General features: G+C 71.7%; 13 protein-coding genes and 2 pseudogenes. 10 read left to right on the top strand and 5 right to left on the bottom strand.

The window, feature by feature from the left end:
* Positions 1-654 (bottom strand): annotated as a pseudogene (locus ACRDSK_RS23325) (hypothetical protein); the annotation flags it as partial.
* Between the two features lie 300 nt (positions 655-954).
* Here ACRDSK_RS23325 and ACRDSK_RS23320 point away from each other — a divergent pair.
* The 8 genes from ACRDSK_RS23320 (at position 955) to ACRDSK_RS23285 (ending at position 8468) form a co-directional block, all read left to right on the top strand.
* Positions 955-2151, top strand: a complete 1197-nt coding sequence (locus tag ACRDSK_RS23320) for an AI-2E family transporter (protein WP_431443368.1) — start codon at positions 955-957, stop codon at positions 2149-2151.
* Positions 2136-3302, top strand: a complete 1167-nt coding sequence (gene macS / locus ACRDSK_RS23315) for a MacS family sensor histidine kinase (protein ID WP_431443367.1) — start codon at positions 2136-2138, stop codon at positions 3300-3302. The genes ACRDSK_RS23320 and macS overlap by 16 nt, the downstream gene beginning before the upstream one ends.
* Before the next feature lie 20 nt (positions 3303-3322).
* Complete coding sequence (locus ACRDSK_RS23310) at positions 3323-3997, top strand: response regulator (RefSeq protein WP_431443369.1); 675 nt, start codon at positions 3323-3325, stop codon at positions 3995-3997.
* 70 nt (positions 3998-4067) lie between these two features.
* The gene (locus tag ACRDSK_RS23305; RefSeq protein WP_431443366.1) at positions 4068-4700 is read left to right on the top strand and encodes a DUF1707 SHOCT-like domain-containing protein; all 633 of its coding nucleotides are present in this window, start codon (positions 4068-4070) and stop codon (positions 4698-4700) included.
* A 39-nt stretch (positions 4701-4739) separates the two neighbouring features.
* On the top strand, positions 4740-5768 hold the full coding sequence (gene tdh / locus ACRDSK_RS23300) for an L-threonine 3-dehydrogenase (RefSeq protein WP_431443365.1): 1029 nt from the start codon (positions 4740-4742) through the stop codon (positions 5766-5768).
* A 16-nt stretch (positions 5769-5784) separates the two neighbouring features.
* On the top strand, positions 5785-6963 hold the full coding sequence (locus ACRDSK_RS23295) for a glycine C-acetyltransferase (RefSeq protein ID WP_431443364.1): 1179 nt from the start codon (positions 5785-5787) through the stop codon (positions 6961-6963).
* Positions 6964-7060: 97 nt separating this feature from the next.
* Positions 7061-7510 carry a hypothetical protein gene (locus ACRDSK_RS23290; protein ID WP_431443363.1) on the top strand — a complete coding sequence of 150 codons (450 nt, stop codon included), beginning with the start codon at positions 7061-7063 and terminating at the stop codon, positions 7508-7510.
* Between the two features lie 676 nt (positions 7511-8186).
* Complete coding sequence (locus ACRDSK_RS23285) at positions 8187-8468, top strand: hypothetical protein (protein ID WP_431443362.1); 282 nt, start codon at positions 8187-8189, stop codon at positions 8466-8468.
* A gap of 15 nt (positions 8469-8483) precedes the next feature.
* On the opposite strand, the gene ACRDSK_RS23280 is transcribed toward ACRDSK_RS23285, so the two are convergent.
* The 3 genes from ACRDSK_RS23280 to ACRDSK_RS23270 all read right to left on the bottom strand — a co-directional run bounded on the left by ACRDSK_RS23280 (position 8484) and on the right by ACRDSK_RS23270 (position 13729).
* Positions 8484-9485 carry a glycosyltransferase gene (locus ACRDSK_RS23280; protein WP_431443361.1) on the bottom strand — a complete coding sequence of 334 codons (1002 nt, stop codon included), beginning with the start codon at positions 9483-9485 and terminating at the stop codon, positions 8484-8486.
* Between the two features lie 18 nt (positions 9486-9503).
* A complete protein-coding gene (gene leuS, locus ACRDSK_RS23275; protein WP_431443360.1) occupies positions 9504-12389 on the bottom strand; it encodes a leucine--tRNA ligase in 2886 nt (961 codons plus the stop codon).
* 188 nt (positions 12390-12577) lie between these two features.
* Complete coding sequence (locus tag ACRDSK_RS23270) at positions 12578-13729, bottom strand: esterase-like activity of phytase family protein (RefSeq protein ID WP_431443359.1); 1152 nt, start codon at positions 13727-13729, stop codon at positions 12578-12580.
* 67 nt (positions 13730-13796) lie between these two features.
* On the opposite strand from ACRDSK_RS23270, the gene ACRDSK_RS23265 reads away from it, so the two are divergent.
* A complete protein-coding gene (locus tag ACRDSK_RS23265) occupies positions 13797-14219 on the top strand; it encodes an SdpI family protein (RefSeq protein WP_431443358.1) in 423 nt (140 codons plus the stop codon).
* Here the strand turns inward: ACRDSK_RS23265 and ACRDSK_RS23260 are convergent.
* Positions 14181-14768, bottom strand: a complete 588-nt coding sequence (locus tag ACRDSK_RS23260) for a YqgE/AlgH family protein (protein WP_431443357.1) — start codon at positions 14766-14768, stop codon at positions 14181-14183. The genes ACRDSK_RS23265 and ACRDSK_RS23260 overlap by 39 nt on opposite strands.
* A gap of 257 nt (positions 14769-15025) precedes the next feature.
* On the opposite strand from ACRDSK_RS23260, the pseudogene ACRDSK_RS23255 reads away from it, so the two are divergent.
* Positions 15026-15729 (top strand): annotated as a pseudogene (locus ACRDSK_RS23255) (MFS transporter); the annotation flags it as partial.

Here is a 15729-nt window from a genome sequence, read left to right as displayed (position 1 = left end):
GCCGTGGTGACCCGGAGCCGGCGGGGCGGGCGCGAGCGGCGCCGGCCAGACCGGGAGGTCGGGGAGGGACGGCGCGCTCGGCGCGGGTGAGCCGCGCCGGGGCATGCCGTCGGAGTAGGCACGGCCGGTCGCGGTGCGCTCGGCCACCTCGTCCGGGTCGACGCCCGGACTCGCCACCTTGCCGCGAGCGGCGGGAGGTGCGGCGGCCGGCGCGGGTGACGGGCTGTCGGACCGGCCGAGGCCGGCACCGTCACCCGCGGCCGGCGCCTCGCTGCGACCGGCACCGTCGAGCCCGCACAGCGGGTCGGCGCACTCGGGCAGCTGCTCGTCGGCACGCTCGCGGAACTTGCCGGTGGCTTCCTTGACCCGCTCGCCCAGCTCCGCCACGGAGCGCGGCGGTGGCGGGGGCGCCAGCCGGTCGGCCGTGGTTCGAGCGGTCTCGTCGAGCGCGCCGGAGACCGGCGAGACGACCGAGCTGACGACCGGGATCTCGGGCGTGCCGGGATCGACCGTGTCGGCCGAGGCGCACGCGGACGAGAGGCACCAGGCGATGGCGGTGCCGGCGGCGGCGCCGCCGACGACGGTCAGGGTGCGCAGGACGACGCGCCGCGCGAAGGCGGCCGTGCCCCGAACACTGCTGATCGTCTGATCCACCGAGAAGTCCTCGCCCTGGTTGGAAGCTCCGGCTGGCAACGTTGCGCACTCAGGTGCTCACGTTCGGTTCCAGCGGGCCGTGCAGCAGTGAGGTTTGCATCGCGGCGGACCGTCGCGCACCTTCAACACCGGTGAACTCCCTGATCGTGTGACGAACACAAAGTGTGTCCACAACTCACGATCCGTAGTCGGGCCTGGCGGAGCGGCATGCGAGTAAAAATCCGTCCACAGCCAGACTTCGATGCCGAGGCGGGCCCGTTCGTCTGCCGAATGTCCGTCTCGCTCGCTAACGTTCGACACGTGACCACAACGCCCCGCGAGCCGAAGAACTCGCGCAAGTCCCCGGCCGCCGTCACCGAGCTGGTACCGACCGGACTGCGCGTGAGCGCCGCGCTGGCCTGGCGGTTCATCGTCGTCATCGCCGCGCTGTACGTGATCGTCTGGCTCGCGGGCTACTTCTCGCACATCATGGTGCCGCTGGCCATCGCCCTGCTGCTCGCGGCGCTGATGGCTCCCGGCGTGGAACGGCTGGCGCAGTGGCGAGTGCCGCGCCCCGCCGCGGCCGCGGCCGTCATGGTCGGCGGCATCGCGGTCGTCGGCGGGCTGATCACCTTTGTGATCATCACGTTCTCCAACGGACTTCCCCAGCTGCAGCAACAGGTGTCGGACTCCCTGGAGCAGATCCAGGACTGGCTCATCGACGGTCCGCTGCACCTGCAGGCCCAGCAGATCGAGGACTTCCTCGACGACGCGATCGGCGCCATCCAGGAGAACCAGGCGGCGATCACCGAGGGCGCGATCACCACGGCCACCACGATCGGCGAGTTCCTCACCGGCTTCGTGCTGACCGTGTTCATCCTGATCTTCTTCCTCTACGACGGCGCCGGCATCTGGCGGTTCGTCACGCACGGCGTGCCAACCCGGGTCCGCGAGCGCGTCGACGTGGCCGGCCGCCGCGGGTTCGCCGCGCTGGTCAGCTACGTGCGTGCGACCGCGGCGGTGGCCCTGGTCGACGCGGTCGGCATCGGCGTCGGACTCGCCATCGTCGGCGTGCCGCTGGTCATCCCGCTGTCCGCGCTGGTGTTCATGTCCGCGTTCGTGCCGATCATCGGTGCGGTCATCGCCGGCACGGTGGCCGTGCTGATCGCGTTGGTGGCCAACGGGTTCATCCAGGCCCTGATCGTGCTCGCCATCGTGATCGGCGTGATGCAGCTGGAGAGCCACGTGCTCCAGCCGTTGCTGCTCGGCCGCGCGGTCCGGCTGCACCCGCTCGCCGTGGTGCTCGCGATCGCCGCCGGCCTGATCGCGGCGGGCATCGCCGGCGCGCTGCTCGCGGTGCCGCTGCTGGCCGTGCTCAACGCGGGCATCAAGTCGTTGCTGCACGAGGGCGACACCGATCCCGACGAGATCGACGTGCTGCACGACACGGAGAGCAAGGCGCCGGAGACCGAGGCGGCGGAGCCGGACGACACGAAGGCGACGTGGGAGCGACCGTGACCGGGCCGGCCTGGCCGGCCCGGTCGCCGGTCGGCAAGGACCCGACGACTCCGTTGTGGCGCGCGGCCGTCCTGCTGCGCGTGCTCACCCTGCTGTTCGCGGCGGGCGTGGTGCTGGTCTACCTGGACGAGTACGCGCGCCCCTGGCTCGCGCTGGCCACGATCGGCGCGATGGCCGCGTGGACCGCCGCCATCGCCGTGCGCTACCTGCGTCCGGCCGGGCGCCTGCTCGGCTTCGCGGTGCTCGACCTCGCCGTGAACTGCGCGCTGATGTGCACCTCGCGGCTGGTCCTCACGCCCGAGCAGCTGGCGGTCGACACGGTCCCGCTCGTCACCACGGTCTGGGTCACCGGCGTGGTGGCAGCGGGCGCGGTGTGCGCCGGGCCGGCGGTCGGGGCGGTGTTCGGCGCGGTGGTGGCGGCGTTCAACTACGGCGTGCGCGGCTACGTCGACACCGACCTGACGCGGGACCTGATGCTGCTCGTCGGCGTGGGCTTCGTGCTCGGCCTCGCCGCGGCCACGTCCCGCCGGTCGGCCGCCCGGCTGGAGACGGCGCTGCGCGCCGAGGCCGCCATCGCGGAGCGGGAACGGCTGGCCCGGTCCATCCACGACGGCGTGCTGCAGGTGCTGGCCCGGGTCCGGCAGCGGGGCGCGGAGCTGGACGGCGACGCGGCCGAGCTCGCCCGCCTGGCCGGCGAGCAGGAGATCGCCCTGCGCGCGCTGATGGCCACCGGTCAGGTGTCCACGCAGGACGGTACGGCGGACCTCGCCGGGCGGCTGCGGCTGCTGGCCTCGGGCCGGACCGAGGTGTCGGTGCCGGCCACCCCGGTGCCGCTGCCGACGGCGGTGACGGCTGAGCTCGAGTCGGTCGTGCGCGAGGCGCTGGCGAACGTCGAGCGGCACGCCGGCTCGGAGGCCAAGGCATGGGTGCTGCTCGAGGACCTGGGCGGCGAGATCGTGGTGAGCGTCCGCGACGACGGCGTCGGCATCGCGCCGAGCCGGCTCGCGGAGGCGGAGCGGGAGGGGCGGATGGGGATCGCGCGGTCGATCCGAGGCCGGGTGGCCGACCTCGGGGGCACGATCGAGCTGGAGACCGCGCCCGGCGCGGGCGTGGAGTGGGAGCTGCGGGTGCCCAGGGAGGTCGCCCGGTGACGGCCGAGCAGATCAGCGTGATGGTCGTGGACGACCACCCGATGTGGCGCGACGGCGTGGCGCGCGATCTCGCCGAGCGCGGCTTCGAGGTCCGGGCCACCGCGGGCGACGCGGACTCGGCCGTGCGCATCGCGGGCACGGTGCGACCGGACGTGGTGCTGATGGACCTCAACCTGGGCTCGGTCAACGGAATGCCGGTGTCCGGGGTCGAGGCCATCCGGCGGATCACCGGCGCGCTGCCCGAGACCCGGGTGCTGGTGCTGTCCGCGAGCGGCGAGCACGCGGACGTGCTGGAGGCGGTGAAGGCGGGCGCGTCGGGCTATCTGGTCAAGTCGGCGTCGGCGACCGAGCTCGTCGAGGCGGTGCACCAGACCGCCGCCGGCGACGCGGTTTTCACGGCCGGGCTGGCCGGCCTGGTACTCGGCGAGTACCGGCGGATGGCGGCCGAGCCCGCCGGCGGCGACGAGCCCAGCCTGACCCAGCGGGAGACCGAGGTGCTCCGCCTGGTGGCCAAGGGACTGACCGCGAGGCAGATCGCGAGCCGGCTCACGCTGTCGCACCGCACGGTGGAGAACCACGTGCAGTCGACGCTGCGCAAGCTCCAGCTGCACAACCGGGTCGAGCTGGCCCGCTACGCGATCGAGCACGGCCTGGACGCCGATCCGGAACCCGAACGCGGTGGTGGGCGGCGGTAGGCCGGTACCGTTCGAGCCGTTCCACCCGCACGGCGACACCGGCTCGAGCCGGGCGGGATAACGTGGGGGCGTGACCCAGCCACCGGCGCCGCAGCCGATCGACCCCCGTGAGTTGCGGGTGTCCGATGCCGAGCGCGCGCACGTCGTCGACGTGCTGCAGAAGGCGATCGGGCACGGGTTGCTCTCGCTCGACGAGTTCACCGAGCGCACCGACGCGGCGCTGGCGGCGAAGACGCGGGCCGAGCTGAACGCCGTGCTCGTGGACCTGCCGGGCGTCACGCACCAGGACCCCAACTCGCCGGTGCGGGAGAAGCCGGTCGAGCTGACCACCAACATGTCCACGCTCAAGCGGGACGGCCGCTGGACGGTGCCGCGGGAGCTGATCATCCGTAACCGCCTCGGCTCGACGGAGCTGGACTTCAGCGAGGCGCAGATCCCCTACGACGAGGTGCGCATCGCGCTGAACGTCAGCGGCGGCTCGGTGAAGCTGCTGCTGCCCGAGCGCTCCTCGGCGGTCACCGACCAGGTGCGGGTGACCGCCGGCAGCATCAAGGACAAGGTCGGCGGCGGGACCGGCCGGCCGCGGTTCGTGGTGACTGGCACGATCACCGCGGGCTCGCTACAGCTGCGCCGGGCCAGCTACGTGCGAATCGGCAGCCTGATGTTCCGGTCGCCGTGGAAGATCAGCCGGGCCTCGGACTAGTAGACGGCAGACAACGGCGAGCGACGTGCGGAGGAATGCGTGAAGGCTCTGGTCAAGGACGCCCAGGGGCCGGGTTTACAGCTCACGGACGTGCCGGAGCCGCAACCGGGACCGACCGACGTCAAGCTGCGGGTGCTGCGTACCGGCATCTGCGGCACGGACCTGCACATCGAGGCGTGGGACGACTGGGCCGCCGCGACGATCACGCCGCCGCTGGTGGTCGGCCACGAGTTCGTCGGCGAGGTCGTCGAGGTCGGCGCCGCGGTCACCAAGGTCGCCGTGGGCGACCTGGTCAGCGGCGAGGGCCACCTGGTCTGCGGCACGTGCCGCAACTGCAAGGCGGGTCGCCGGCACCTGTGCGCGAACACGATCGGCCTCGGCGTGCAGACCGCGGGCGCGTTCGCGGAGTTTGCGATGCTGCCCGAGCAGAACGCCTGGGTGCACACGCATCCGGTGGACCTCGACGTCGCCGCGATCTTCGACCCGTTCGGCAACGCCGTGCACACCGCGCTGTCGTTCCCGGTGCTGGGCGAGGACGTGCTGATCACCGGCGCCGGCCCGATCGGTCTGATGGCCGCCGCGGTCGCGAAGCACGCCGGCGCGCGGCACGTGGTCATCACCGACGTGTCGGAGCCGCGGCTGGACCTGGCCCGCAAGATCGGCGTGGACGTCGCGCTCGACGTGAGCCGGCACGCGATCGGTGACGTGCACCGCGAGCTCGACATGTCCGAGGGGTTCGACGTCGGCATGGAGATGTCCGGCCAGCCGGCCGCGCTGCGCGACATGATCGCGAACATGACCCACGGCGGGCGGATCGCGATGCTCGGGCTGCCGGCGGCGGAGATCGCGGTCGACTGGAGTCGCGTGGTCCTCAAGATGCTGACGATCAAGGGGATCTACGGCCGGGAGATGTTCGAGACCTGGTACGCGATGTCCGTGCTGCTGCGGGCGGGACTGGACATCTCGCCGGTGATCACCCACCGGTTCGCCCACACCGACTACGCCGACGCCTTCGCCATCGCGCGCGAAGGTCGCTGCGGCAAGGTCATTCTCGACTGGACCGCGTGAGAGGAAGGACGGCCCGATGTACGGCGCCATTCGCGACAACCTGCGCACCGAGCTGGACGAGATCCGGGCAGCCGGACTGTTCAAGGCGGAGCGGGTGATCAGCACCCCGCAGAACGCGGCGGTCCGGGTCGGCTCGCAGCCGGAGGTGCTGAACTTCTGCGCCAACAACTACCTCGGCCTGGCCGACCACCCGACGCTCGTCGCCGCGGCTACCGAGGCGTTGGCGCGCTGGGGTTTCGGCATGGCGTCGGTGCGGTTCATCTGCGGCACGCAGGAGCCGCACAAGGAGCTCGAGCGGAAGCTGTCGGAGTTCCTGTCCACGGAGGACACGATCCTGTATAGCTCGTGCTTCGACGCGAACGCGGGCCTGTTCGAGACGCTGCTCGGCCCGGACGACGCGGTCATCTCCGACGAGCTCAACCACGCGTCGGTGATCGACGGCATCCGGCTGTGCAAGGCCAAGCGGCTGCGCTACAAGAACCGGGACATGGCCGACCTGGAGCGGCAGCTGAAGGAGTCGGCGGACGCCCGCTATCGGCTGATCGCGACCGACGGCGTGTTCTCGATGGACGGCTACCTCGCGCCGCTGGACGAGATCTGCGACCTGGCCGACGCGCACGACGCGCTGGTGATGGTCGACGACTCGCACGCGGTCGGCTTCGTCGGCCCGACCGGGCGCGGGACGCCGGAGCTGTTCGGCGTGGCCGACCGGGTCGACGTGGTCACGGGCACGCTGGGCAAGGCGCTCGGCGGGGCGAGTGGCGGGTACACGACAGGCCGCGCGGAGATCGTCGCGATGCTGCGGCAGCGGTCGCGGCCGTACCTGTTCTCGAACTCGGTGGCGCCCTCGATCGTCGGCGCCGCGCTGGCCGCGCTCGACCTGCTGTCCTCGTCAGTTGAGCTGCTCGAGCGGTTGCGGGACAACACGGCGCTGTTCCGGTCGCGGATGACCGAGGCGGGCTTCGACCTGCTGCCCGGCGAGCACCCGATCATCCCGGTGATGATCGGCGACGCGGCCCTCGCCGGCCGGATGGCGGACCTGCTGCTGGAGCAGGGCATCTACGTGATCGGGTTCTCCTACCCGGTGGTGCCGCACGGCAAGGCCCGGATCCGCACCCAGATGTCGGCCGCGCACTCCACCGACGACGTCAACCGCGCGGTCGACGCGTTCGTCGCGGCCCGCGAGAAGTTGTAGGCCGGCCTACCCTTTGCCCCCGCACAGACTTCGGAACTGACGGGGGCGCCGCGCACTCCGTGTCGGTATCCCCACCCCGACACGGAGGAGCCAGACCATGACCGCACCAACCACCACCCCGCCCGCCGTTCGCAACGCCGCCCTCGCCGTCTGGGCGATCCTCGGGCTCGTCGTACTGCGGGTGATCCTCACGATCACGATGAACGACGCTCTCGTCGACGCGTGGATCGAGTCGAACTCGTCGGCGGCGGCGCTGCCCCGGGAGATCGCCGCGCAGGGTGCGCCGGCCTACACCGGCGTCGCGATCGGCATCCTGGTCATCGGCCTGGTCCTCGCGCTGGCGGCGGCCAACCTGGCGAAGGGCGCGCGGTGGGCGCGGGTCGTCGTGTACGTCTTCGCGTCGCTGAACATCATCGGCATCGTGCTGTCGCTGCTGGCGCCGACGCTGCTCGTCATCATGATGATCAACGTGCTGGTGGCGCTGCTGTCCGTGGCGGCCATCGTGCTGCTGTCCACGGGCGAGGCCAACCGCTTCTTCGCGCGCTGAGGCACGCGACCCCGGCCCTCGCTGGTATCGACGGGCGAGTCGCGGCGGAATCTACGACTCGCGAGGTGATATCCGTCAGTTGACCGATGTTTCGCCCTCCCGGCGGGACGAGAGTTGCCCAGTCCGAAACGACGGAAAGCAGCAGGCCGGGACCCACGTCGGCACGCAGCGGAGTCATTCGGACACGGCATAGTGGCTTTCGTGCGCAAGTGCTAACGATTAGTTAGCCCTGGCGACCCGTAGTGCCACAATGTTCGTCATCTCTGACACGTGATGTCGACGGGAGACCGGAAGCGTCACAGTCGGAGACCCAACGCCGGCGGAGCATGCCAGCGTCGGGGTCCGGCCAGGCTCAGCAGGCATCGGCCGGACTTCGCGCCGCCGGTACCGGTCGCGTAGCCCCCCGAGCGATCGGTGCCGGCGGCGCGGTCCGTCTTGCGCGAATACGGTCCGGGCACCCCGATCGAGTGCCGACCGTCGCCCTGGATGGATCCGCGGCTTGGGCAGCCCCTGTGTTGGTTGTGGCGAACACGCCGTCCATCGAAGCTGGCGGGTAGCCGTCCCCGCGCGAGGACTCGGCGCGCCCGTCGACGCTGACCGGCGACTACTGAGGGCTGATTTCACCGTGCGCAGAACGGCGAGCAGAACGGCGAGCAAGACGGCTAGCGATCTCCTCGTGGCGGTGGCGTTGTTACACGGCGCCGACCTCCTGGCCGGTGGCCAGGTGGTGCAGGAACAGCGGGCACCCGGAGGTGTCGTGGCGGCCGTGGTGAAGGGACTGCCGTCCCAGAACCCCCGGCAGGGCCGGCAGCTGCGCCGCACGAGGTTCGAGGCCAACACCCGCCGGATCCCGAGCCGGGTCTACGGGGCGACGTTCGTCAGCCGGCCGAGGCCCGCACGGGGCACGAACAGGACCGCGGCGCAGACCTGGTCCTGGTTCTCCGACGCGGGCCGCTGACGCCGCGACGCACGTCTAGCCGCGTTTCGCGTGGTCGGGTAGCCGGCGCGCCACCTCGGCCGGAGACGGCATCCGGGCGATCTCCTCGGCTACGGCGCGTGCCGCGTCGCGGTGGCCGCCTCGTGGGGCGAGCAGGTCGCGGGCGTGGTCGGCCACGGTCTCGACGCTCACCTCCTCGGGCAGCAGGCGCAGCCCGGCGCCCGCGGCGTGGACCGCCTCGGCGTTGGCGAACTGGTCGGCGCCCTGGGGCAGGACCAGCTGCGGCAGGCCGCGCGCGAGCGCGCCGAGGGTCGTGCCGCTGCCGCCGTGGTGCACCACCAGGTCGACGTGGGCAAGCAGGTCGGTCTGCGGCACCCACGGCCGCACGGTGACGCCGGCCGGCAGGGCCCCGAGCTCCGTCGGCGGCACCCGCCCGGCGGCGACCACCACCCAGCCACCCAGCTTCGCCAACCCCGCCATGGCGGTTGTGAGCAGGACCGAGGTGGCGAACGCGGTGCCGAACGTGAGGTAGATCAGCGGCCGCGAGCCGTTCCACGTGGGCACCTCACCCGGCGCCGCGAAGGGCACGGGACGCAGCTCGATCCGGTCCGCCCCGGTCAGGAAGTCCTTGTCCTGCAGGGATGGGGGGCAGATGTCGAGGTGCGGCCGGCCGGGCGCCTCGGCGATCGCCGTCGGCAGCTCGAGCCCGATGCCGTCCGGGAACATGCGGCCGAACCCGTGCCAGAGCCCGGGTATCCCGGCCCGTGCCGCGGCGATGGCCGCCCCCGGCACGCCCCACCCGTGCACGACGAGGTCCGGCCGCAGCCGCGCGAGGTCCGACTCCAGATCCTCGGCGTACATCTCGTAGAACACGTCCGCCGGCCGGAACGGCTCCAGCCGGTTCTGGTGCAGTGCGAAGTGCACCTCCTCGCCGGCGGCGAAGTGCACCTCGTGCCCGGCCTCGCGCGCGGCGACGGCCAGCGGGATCATCGGGTAGGTGTGCCCGACCGACGCCAGGCTCGCGAACAGCACGCGCATACCCGCGAACCTACGCGGCTACAGAACCACGTTCACCAGCCGCCCGGGCACCACGATCACCTTGCGCGGCTCGTTCCCGTCGACCAGCGCGACGATGCGCTCCTCCGCCAGCGCGGCGGCCTTGACCTCGTCCTGGCCGGCCGACGCCGAGACCGTGACCCGGGAGCGGACCTTGCCGTTCACCTGGATCGGGTACTCGACCGTGTCCTCCACCAGGTAGCGCTCGTCCGCCCGCGGGAACGGGCCGGCGGCCAGCGACGAGTCGTGGCCCAGCCGCGACCACAGCTCCTCCGCGATGTGCGGACACAGCGGCGCCAGCATCAGCACCATCGGCTCCGCCACCGCGCGCGGGACCGGCCGGGCCGCGTACGCCTTCGTCACGTGGTTGTTCAGCTCGATCAGCTTGGCGCCGGCCGTGTTGAAGCGCATCGCCGCGTAGTCGGCGTGCACGCCGTCGATCGCCCTGTGCAGCGCGCGCAGCGTGGCCTCGTCCAGCTCGGCGGCCGAACCATCGTCCGCGACCCTGACCTCGCCCGTCTGCTCGTCCACGACGTTGCGCCACAGCCGCTGCAGGAACCGCTGCGCGCCCACGACGTCCTTCGTCGCCCACGGGCGGGAGACGTCCATCGGGCCCATCGACATCTCGTAGAACCGGAAGGTGTCCGCGCCGTACCGCTCGCACATCTCGTCCGGCGTGACCACGTTCTTCAGGCTCTTGCCCATCTTGCCGTACTCCTGGCGGACCTCCTCGCCGTCCCAGAGGTACTTGCCGTCCACTTCGGACACTTCCTCGGCCGGCACGTGGACGCCGCGCGCGTCGGCGTAGGCGTAGGCCTGGATGTAGCCCTGGTTGAACAGCCGGCGGTACGGCTCGGGCGCGGACACGTGACCCAGGTCGTACAGCACCTTCTGCCAGAACCGCGAGTACAGCAGGTGCAGCACGGCGTGCTCGATGCCGCCGATGTACAGGTCGACGCCGCCCGGGTCGTCCGGGCCGTGCTCGGCCGGGCGCGGGCCCAGCCAGTACGCCTCGTTCTCCGGCTCGCAGAACCGCTCGGTGTCGGTCGGGTCGACGTAGCGCAGCTGGTACCAGCACGACCCCGCCCACTGCGGCATCACGTTGGCGTCGCGGCGGTAGCGCTTGCGGCCCTCGCCCAGGTCCAGCTCGACGTACAGCCAGTCGTCGGCGCGCGACAGCGGCGGCGACGGCTCGGTGTCCGCGTCGTCCGGGTCGTAGGTGCGGGGGGAGTAGTCGTCGACGTCGGGCAGCTCGACCGGCAGCATGCTGTCGGGCAGCGGGATCGGCAGGTCGTCCTCGTCGTAGACGATCGGGAACGGCTCGCCCCAGTACCGCTGCCGGGCGAACAGCCAGTCGCGCAGCTTGTACTGCAGCCGCCCCTCGCCGTGGCCGTGCGCCTCCAGCCACTCGATGATCGTCTTCTTGGCCTCGACGACGTCCAGACCGTCCAGGAACCTCGAGTTGATCGCAGGACCCTCGCCGGTGAACGCCTCGCCCTCGAAGTCCTCGCTCGGCTGTACGGTGCGGATGATCGGCAGCCCGAACCCGGTCGCGAAGTCCCAGTCGCGCTGGTCCTGGCCGGGCACCGCCATGATCGCGCCGGTGCCGTAGCCCATCAGCACGTAGTCGGCGATGAACACCGGGATCTCGGCGTCGTTGGCCGGGTTCGTGGCGAACATGCCCACGAACACGCCGGTCTTGTCCTTGTTCTCCTGCCGGTCCAGCTCGGACTTCTGCGCGGCGGCCCGGCGGTAGGCGGCGACCGCCTCCGCGGGCGTGGCGGCGCCGCCGGTCCACCGCTCGTCGGTGCCCTGCGGCCAGGCGCCGGCGGTGATCTCGTCGACCAGCGGGTGCTCCGGCGCCAGCACCATGTACGTCGCGCCGAAGACGGTGTCCGGACGGGTGGTGAAGACCTCGATCGCCTCGTCACCGACGGGGAACCGGATGTGCGCGCCCGACGAGCGGCCGATCCAGTTGCGCTGCATGGTCTTGACCCGCTCTGGCCAGTCCAGCAGGTCCAGGTCGTCGATCAGGCGGTCGGCGTAGGCGGTGATCCGCATCATCCACTGGCGCAGGTTCTTGCGGAAGACCGGGAAGTTGCCGCGGTCGGTGCGGCCCTCGGCGGTGACCTCCTCGTTGGCCACGACGGTGCCCAGGCCCGGACTCCAGTTGACCGGCGCCTCGGACTGGTACACCAGCCGGTGCGAGTCGATGATCTTCCGCTGCTCGGCGCGCGTCAGCTCGCACCAGCCGCGACCGTCCGGAGTGGACCGCTTGTCCTGCGCGAACTCCGCCTCCAGCTCGGCGATCGGGCGGGCCTTGTTCGCCTTCTCGTCGTACCAGGCGTTGTAGATCTGCAGGAAGATCCACTGCGTCCAGCGGTAGTAGGTCAGGTCGGTGGTGGCGATGCGACGGCGCTCGTCGTGGCCCAGACCCAGCCGGCGGATCTGGCTCAGGTACCGGACGATGTTGTCCTCGGTCGTCTTGCGCGGGTGCTGACCGGTCTGCACCGCGTACTGCTCGGCGGGCAGGCCGAACGCGTCGAACCCCATGGTGTGCAGCACGTTGCGCCCGGTCATCCGGTGGTAGCGGGCGAACACGTCCGTGCCGATGAAGCCCAGCGGGTGGCCGACGTGCAGCCCCGCGCCGGACGGGTACGGGAACATGTCCTGCACGAACAGCTTGTCAGCCGGCATGTCACCGGGCACCTCGCCCGCCAGCGGACCCACCGGGTTGGGCGCGTGGAAGGTGCGGTGCTCCTCCCAGTAGTCCTGCCAACGCGGCTCGATGGAGTTCGCCAGCGTGGCGGTGTAGCGGTGCGCCGGCACCGACTCGGCGGCGTCTCCCGGTACGTGTCCCTCAGCGGGGCCCGTCGTGGCGCTCATCGTGGGGTCCTTCCTTGGTGCGTGCTCCGGACACAACAAGACCCCTCTGCCAAAGGCATGAGGGGTCCGCCGCGCCGACCGTCGGTCAGCGCGGCCCGCTAAGGAGCAGGCGTCCAGTGTTCATGTCCGAGCTCATGTCAACCAGGATAGCGCGGACGCCAATACCCTTTCTCCCGCGCCGTCCCACGTCACCGGACGGCCAGCGCGACCACCTGGGAGACCTGCGTGGCGCTGAAGTTGTCGTCGCTGACCAGCAGCAGCGTGCGCTCTCCGGTCCGCAGCCGCGGACCCCACGTCATGCCCTCGATGTTGTCCACCGTCGAGAGGCCGAAGTCGGCCAGGTCCGCGACCAGCTTCTTGCGCACCGGCTTGATCTTCTCGCCGGCGATCGAGTCGTGGCGGGCGATGTCGGTCGCGCCGCGGGTGTCGATCTCGTAGAGCCGGACCTTGTTGCCCACGCCGGTGACGAAGGAGCGCTCCATCACCAGGTGGCGGCGTGGGTCGAGCGGGTTCACCGCGAGGATGGCGGCCACACCGTTGACCGAGAACGAGCCGGGCGGGTTCGGCTGGGCGAACACGGGTTCCTGCTCGTAGCCGTACTGCGCGACGACGCGTCCGGTCCGTGTCTGCACGGTGATCCGGGACGTCGTGCCGTGCTCGGGCGTCGCCTCCGGCCCGTCCTGCAGCAGCGCGCCCTCCAGGGCGCTGACCACGAGCGTGCCGGCGCCGGCGAACGTGAGTCCCTCGAGCCCCTGGTTCTGCCGCGGACCCCGGTTCTCCGCGCTCATCCGCTCGATCGGCGGTGTCGGCAGCATCCGGCCGAACGAGCCGTCCCGGTGCGCCGTCTGGATCGAGGGGTCGATCAACACCTGGCTGGGCGTGAGGGTCCGCTCGCCCTCCTGGCTCCAGGTGTAGTCCCCGGTCCAGGGGTCGACGCGGATGTCCTCGGGATCCACGGTCGTGCCAGCGTTGGTGCCACCGTTCGCCGACAGCGGTGGGAACGGCGTGCCGTCCGGGCGAAGGAACGGGCGGGTGCCGGTGAGCGTCACCTCGCCCAGTCCGTGTTCGCCGATGTCGATCGTCGCGTTGTAGAAGCGGGCCGGCTGCAGCGCGGAACGGTCGTCGCTGATCAGCACGTAGCCGCCGGTGCGCGGGTCGCGGTCGATCCCGGACAGGCCGCCGACCGTGGTGCCCTGGAAGGTGCCGGCGGGGATGATCCGCTCGCCGAGCAGCCGGACCTTCGGCGCGCCGGCGGTGTTCGCGGAGACCGGCGTGGCCGGCGTGGCGACGAGCAGGCCGGCGGCGATCGCCGCCACGGTGGCCAGTACGCGAGTTCGCATGGCGAGCAGCACACCACAACCAGGGTGGCCGCCGGGAGTGGTTCGGCTGAGCGCTTACGATCGGGCCGTGCCTCTTCTCGCGCTCGTGCCGCTGGTCGTCGGCCTCGTGGTGGCCGCCGTCGGTGTCCTCGGTTGGCTGGAACGGCTGCCGCGCAACAGGTTCGCGGGTGTCCGCACGCCCGCGACGCTGCGCGGCGACCGCGCCTTTCGTCTGGCGAACAAGGTCGCCGGCCCGCCGCTGACCGCGGCCGGGCTGGTCGGCGTGGTCAGCGGCGCGATGGGTCTTGCCGCCGGGACCGTCGTGGTGCTCGTCGGACTGGTCGGGATGGTCGCGATCGCCGTCGCCGGCGGGGTTCTCGGACACCGGTCGGCGCAGGCCCTGCCCGACGAGAAGCCCGAGCTGCCCGAGGGGTGCAAGGGCTGCGCGTGTGGTGGCTGCGAGCTCGTGAGGTCAGTTGGTGCGGACGTCTCCGGGGTGCGTGGCGAGTAGCGCCAGCGGCATGCCCTGCCGGCGCAGCACCCGGCCCCACAGGTCCTGGTCGGCCGGGGCGAGCACGTCGTTCGGCAGCGCCGGCACCACGATCCAGTCGCCACGCTCGATCTCCCCGGCCACCTGGCCCACGTCCCAGCCCGCGTAGCCGGCGAACACCCGCAGGCCCTTGAACTTCGGCACCAGGATCTCGGGATCCGCGTCCAGGTCGACGAGCGCCACCGGGCCGCGCACGCCGATCAGCCCCTGTATCCCGCCCGGCTCCTCGCCGGTGCGCAGCGCCGCGAGGCACAGGGCCGTCTTCTGCTCCACCGGGCCGCCGACGAACACCGAGCCGGGGTTGGTCACGTGCGGGCCCCAGCTCGGCAGCACGTCGTCGACGGGGACCTCGCTCGGCCGGTTCAACACGACACCGAGGGTGCCCTCGCTCCGGTGGTCGATCACGAAGACGACCGTGCGGCGAAAGTTGGAGTCGGTGAGGCTGGGTGCCGCCACGAGCAGCGTGCCCGGCTCCACGGCCGCATCGGGGGCATCGGATCGCACCGGCACATGATCCCACCCGCCGAGTGGGAATCCAGCGGCCGGCCGGATGTTGGGGAACAATGGGGTGTGCCAGCACGTTGTCGCTGGTGGCTGGAGCACCAATGAGTCCCCCGGGCCCAACCAAGAACCGCCGTCGTGGAATACCGTCCGGCTGGAGCCACGATGCGCCACACCGCCGAGAGGCGACCGGGTGCTTCGTCGACGAAGGGCGTGTGCCTCGTTGGGCACACGCCCTTCGTGCTTCCGCCGTAGGCTGACAACCCGTGAGCACGTCGGCGCAGGATGCGAACGAGATCACCCAGACGGGTGACTCCGAGTCGGCGCATCATCTACGGATCGGCGCGCGCCGGCTGCTGGTCCTCGCCGAGTTCCGGCGACTGCTGCTCAGCCGCTTCGCCTCGCAGTGGAGCAGCGGGCTCTTCCAGACCGGCCTCGCGGGTGCGGTGGTGTTCAACCCCGAGCGCGAGGTCTCACCGACGGCCATCGCAGCCGGGTTCCTGGTGCTGCTGCTGCCGTACTCGGTCATCGGGCCGTTCGCGGGCGCGCTGCTCGACCGCTGGGACCGGCGGCGGGTCCTGGTCGCGGCCAACGTGCTGCAGGCCGTGCTGATCATCGGGGCCGCGATCGCAGTGGCGGCCGGCCTGGGTGGGCTGACGCTGTTGCTGCTCGCGCTCGTCGTCATCGGGATCAGCCGGTTCATCGGCGCCGGCCTGTCCGCCGCGCTGCCGCACGTCGTGCCCACCCGAAACCTCGTCGAGGCCAACGCGCTGTCGGTCACCCTCGGCGCGGTCGTCTCCGTGTTGGGTGCCGGCTGCGCGGTGGTGCTGCGGGCGGTCTTCGGCGAGGGCGACGCCGGCTCCGGCCTGACGACCGCGTTCGCCGCCGTCGGGGCCGTGCTCGCCGGCTGGATCGCCGGCCGCTTCGTCCGCGGCGCGCTCGGTCCGGACCACGTCGACGAGCCGGACAC

The organism is Actinophytocola sp., from assembly GCF_050699915.1.
In the GTDB taxonomy this organism is placed as follows: Bacteria; Actinomycetota; Actinomycetes; order Mycobacteriales; family Pseudonocardiaceae; genus Actinophytocola.
Note: the sequence above shows the minus strand (reverse complement) of the source record. Positions and strands in the feature narration are given on the sequence as shown.

Excerpts from the sequence above, each read along its gene's own strand:
- ACRDSK_RS23310 (WP_431443369.1), top strand. The coding sequence starts at position 3,323 with ATGGTCGTGGACGACCACCCGATGTGGCGCGACGGCGTGGCGCGCGAT.
- ACRDSK_RS23295 (WP_431443364.1), top strand. The coding sequence starts at position 5,785 with ATGTACGGCGCCATTCGCGACAACCTGCGCACCGAGCTGGACGAGATC.
- ACRDSK_RS23290 (WP_431443363.1), top strand. The coding sequence starts at position 7,061 with ATGACCGCACCAACCACCACCCCGCCCGCCGTTCGCAACGCCGCCCTC.
- ACRDSK_RS23280 (WP_431443361.1), bottom strand. The coding sequence starts at position 9,485 with ATGCGCGTGCTGTTCGCGAGCCTGGCGTCGGTCGGGCACACCTACCCG.
- leuS (WP_431443360.1), bottom strand. The coding sequence starts at position 12,389 with ATGAGCGCCACGACGGGCCCCGCTGAGGGACACGTACCGGGAGACGCC.
- ACRDSK_RS23270 (WP_431443359.1), bottom strand. The coding sequence starts at position 13,729 with ATGCGAACTCGCGTACTGGCCACCGTGGCGGCGATCGCCGCCGGCCTG.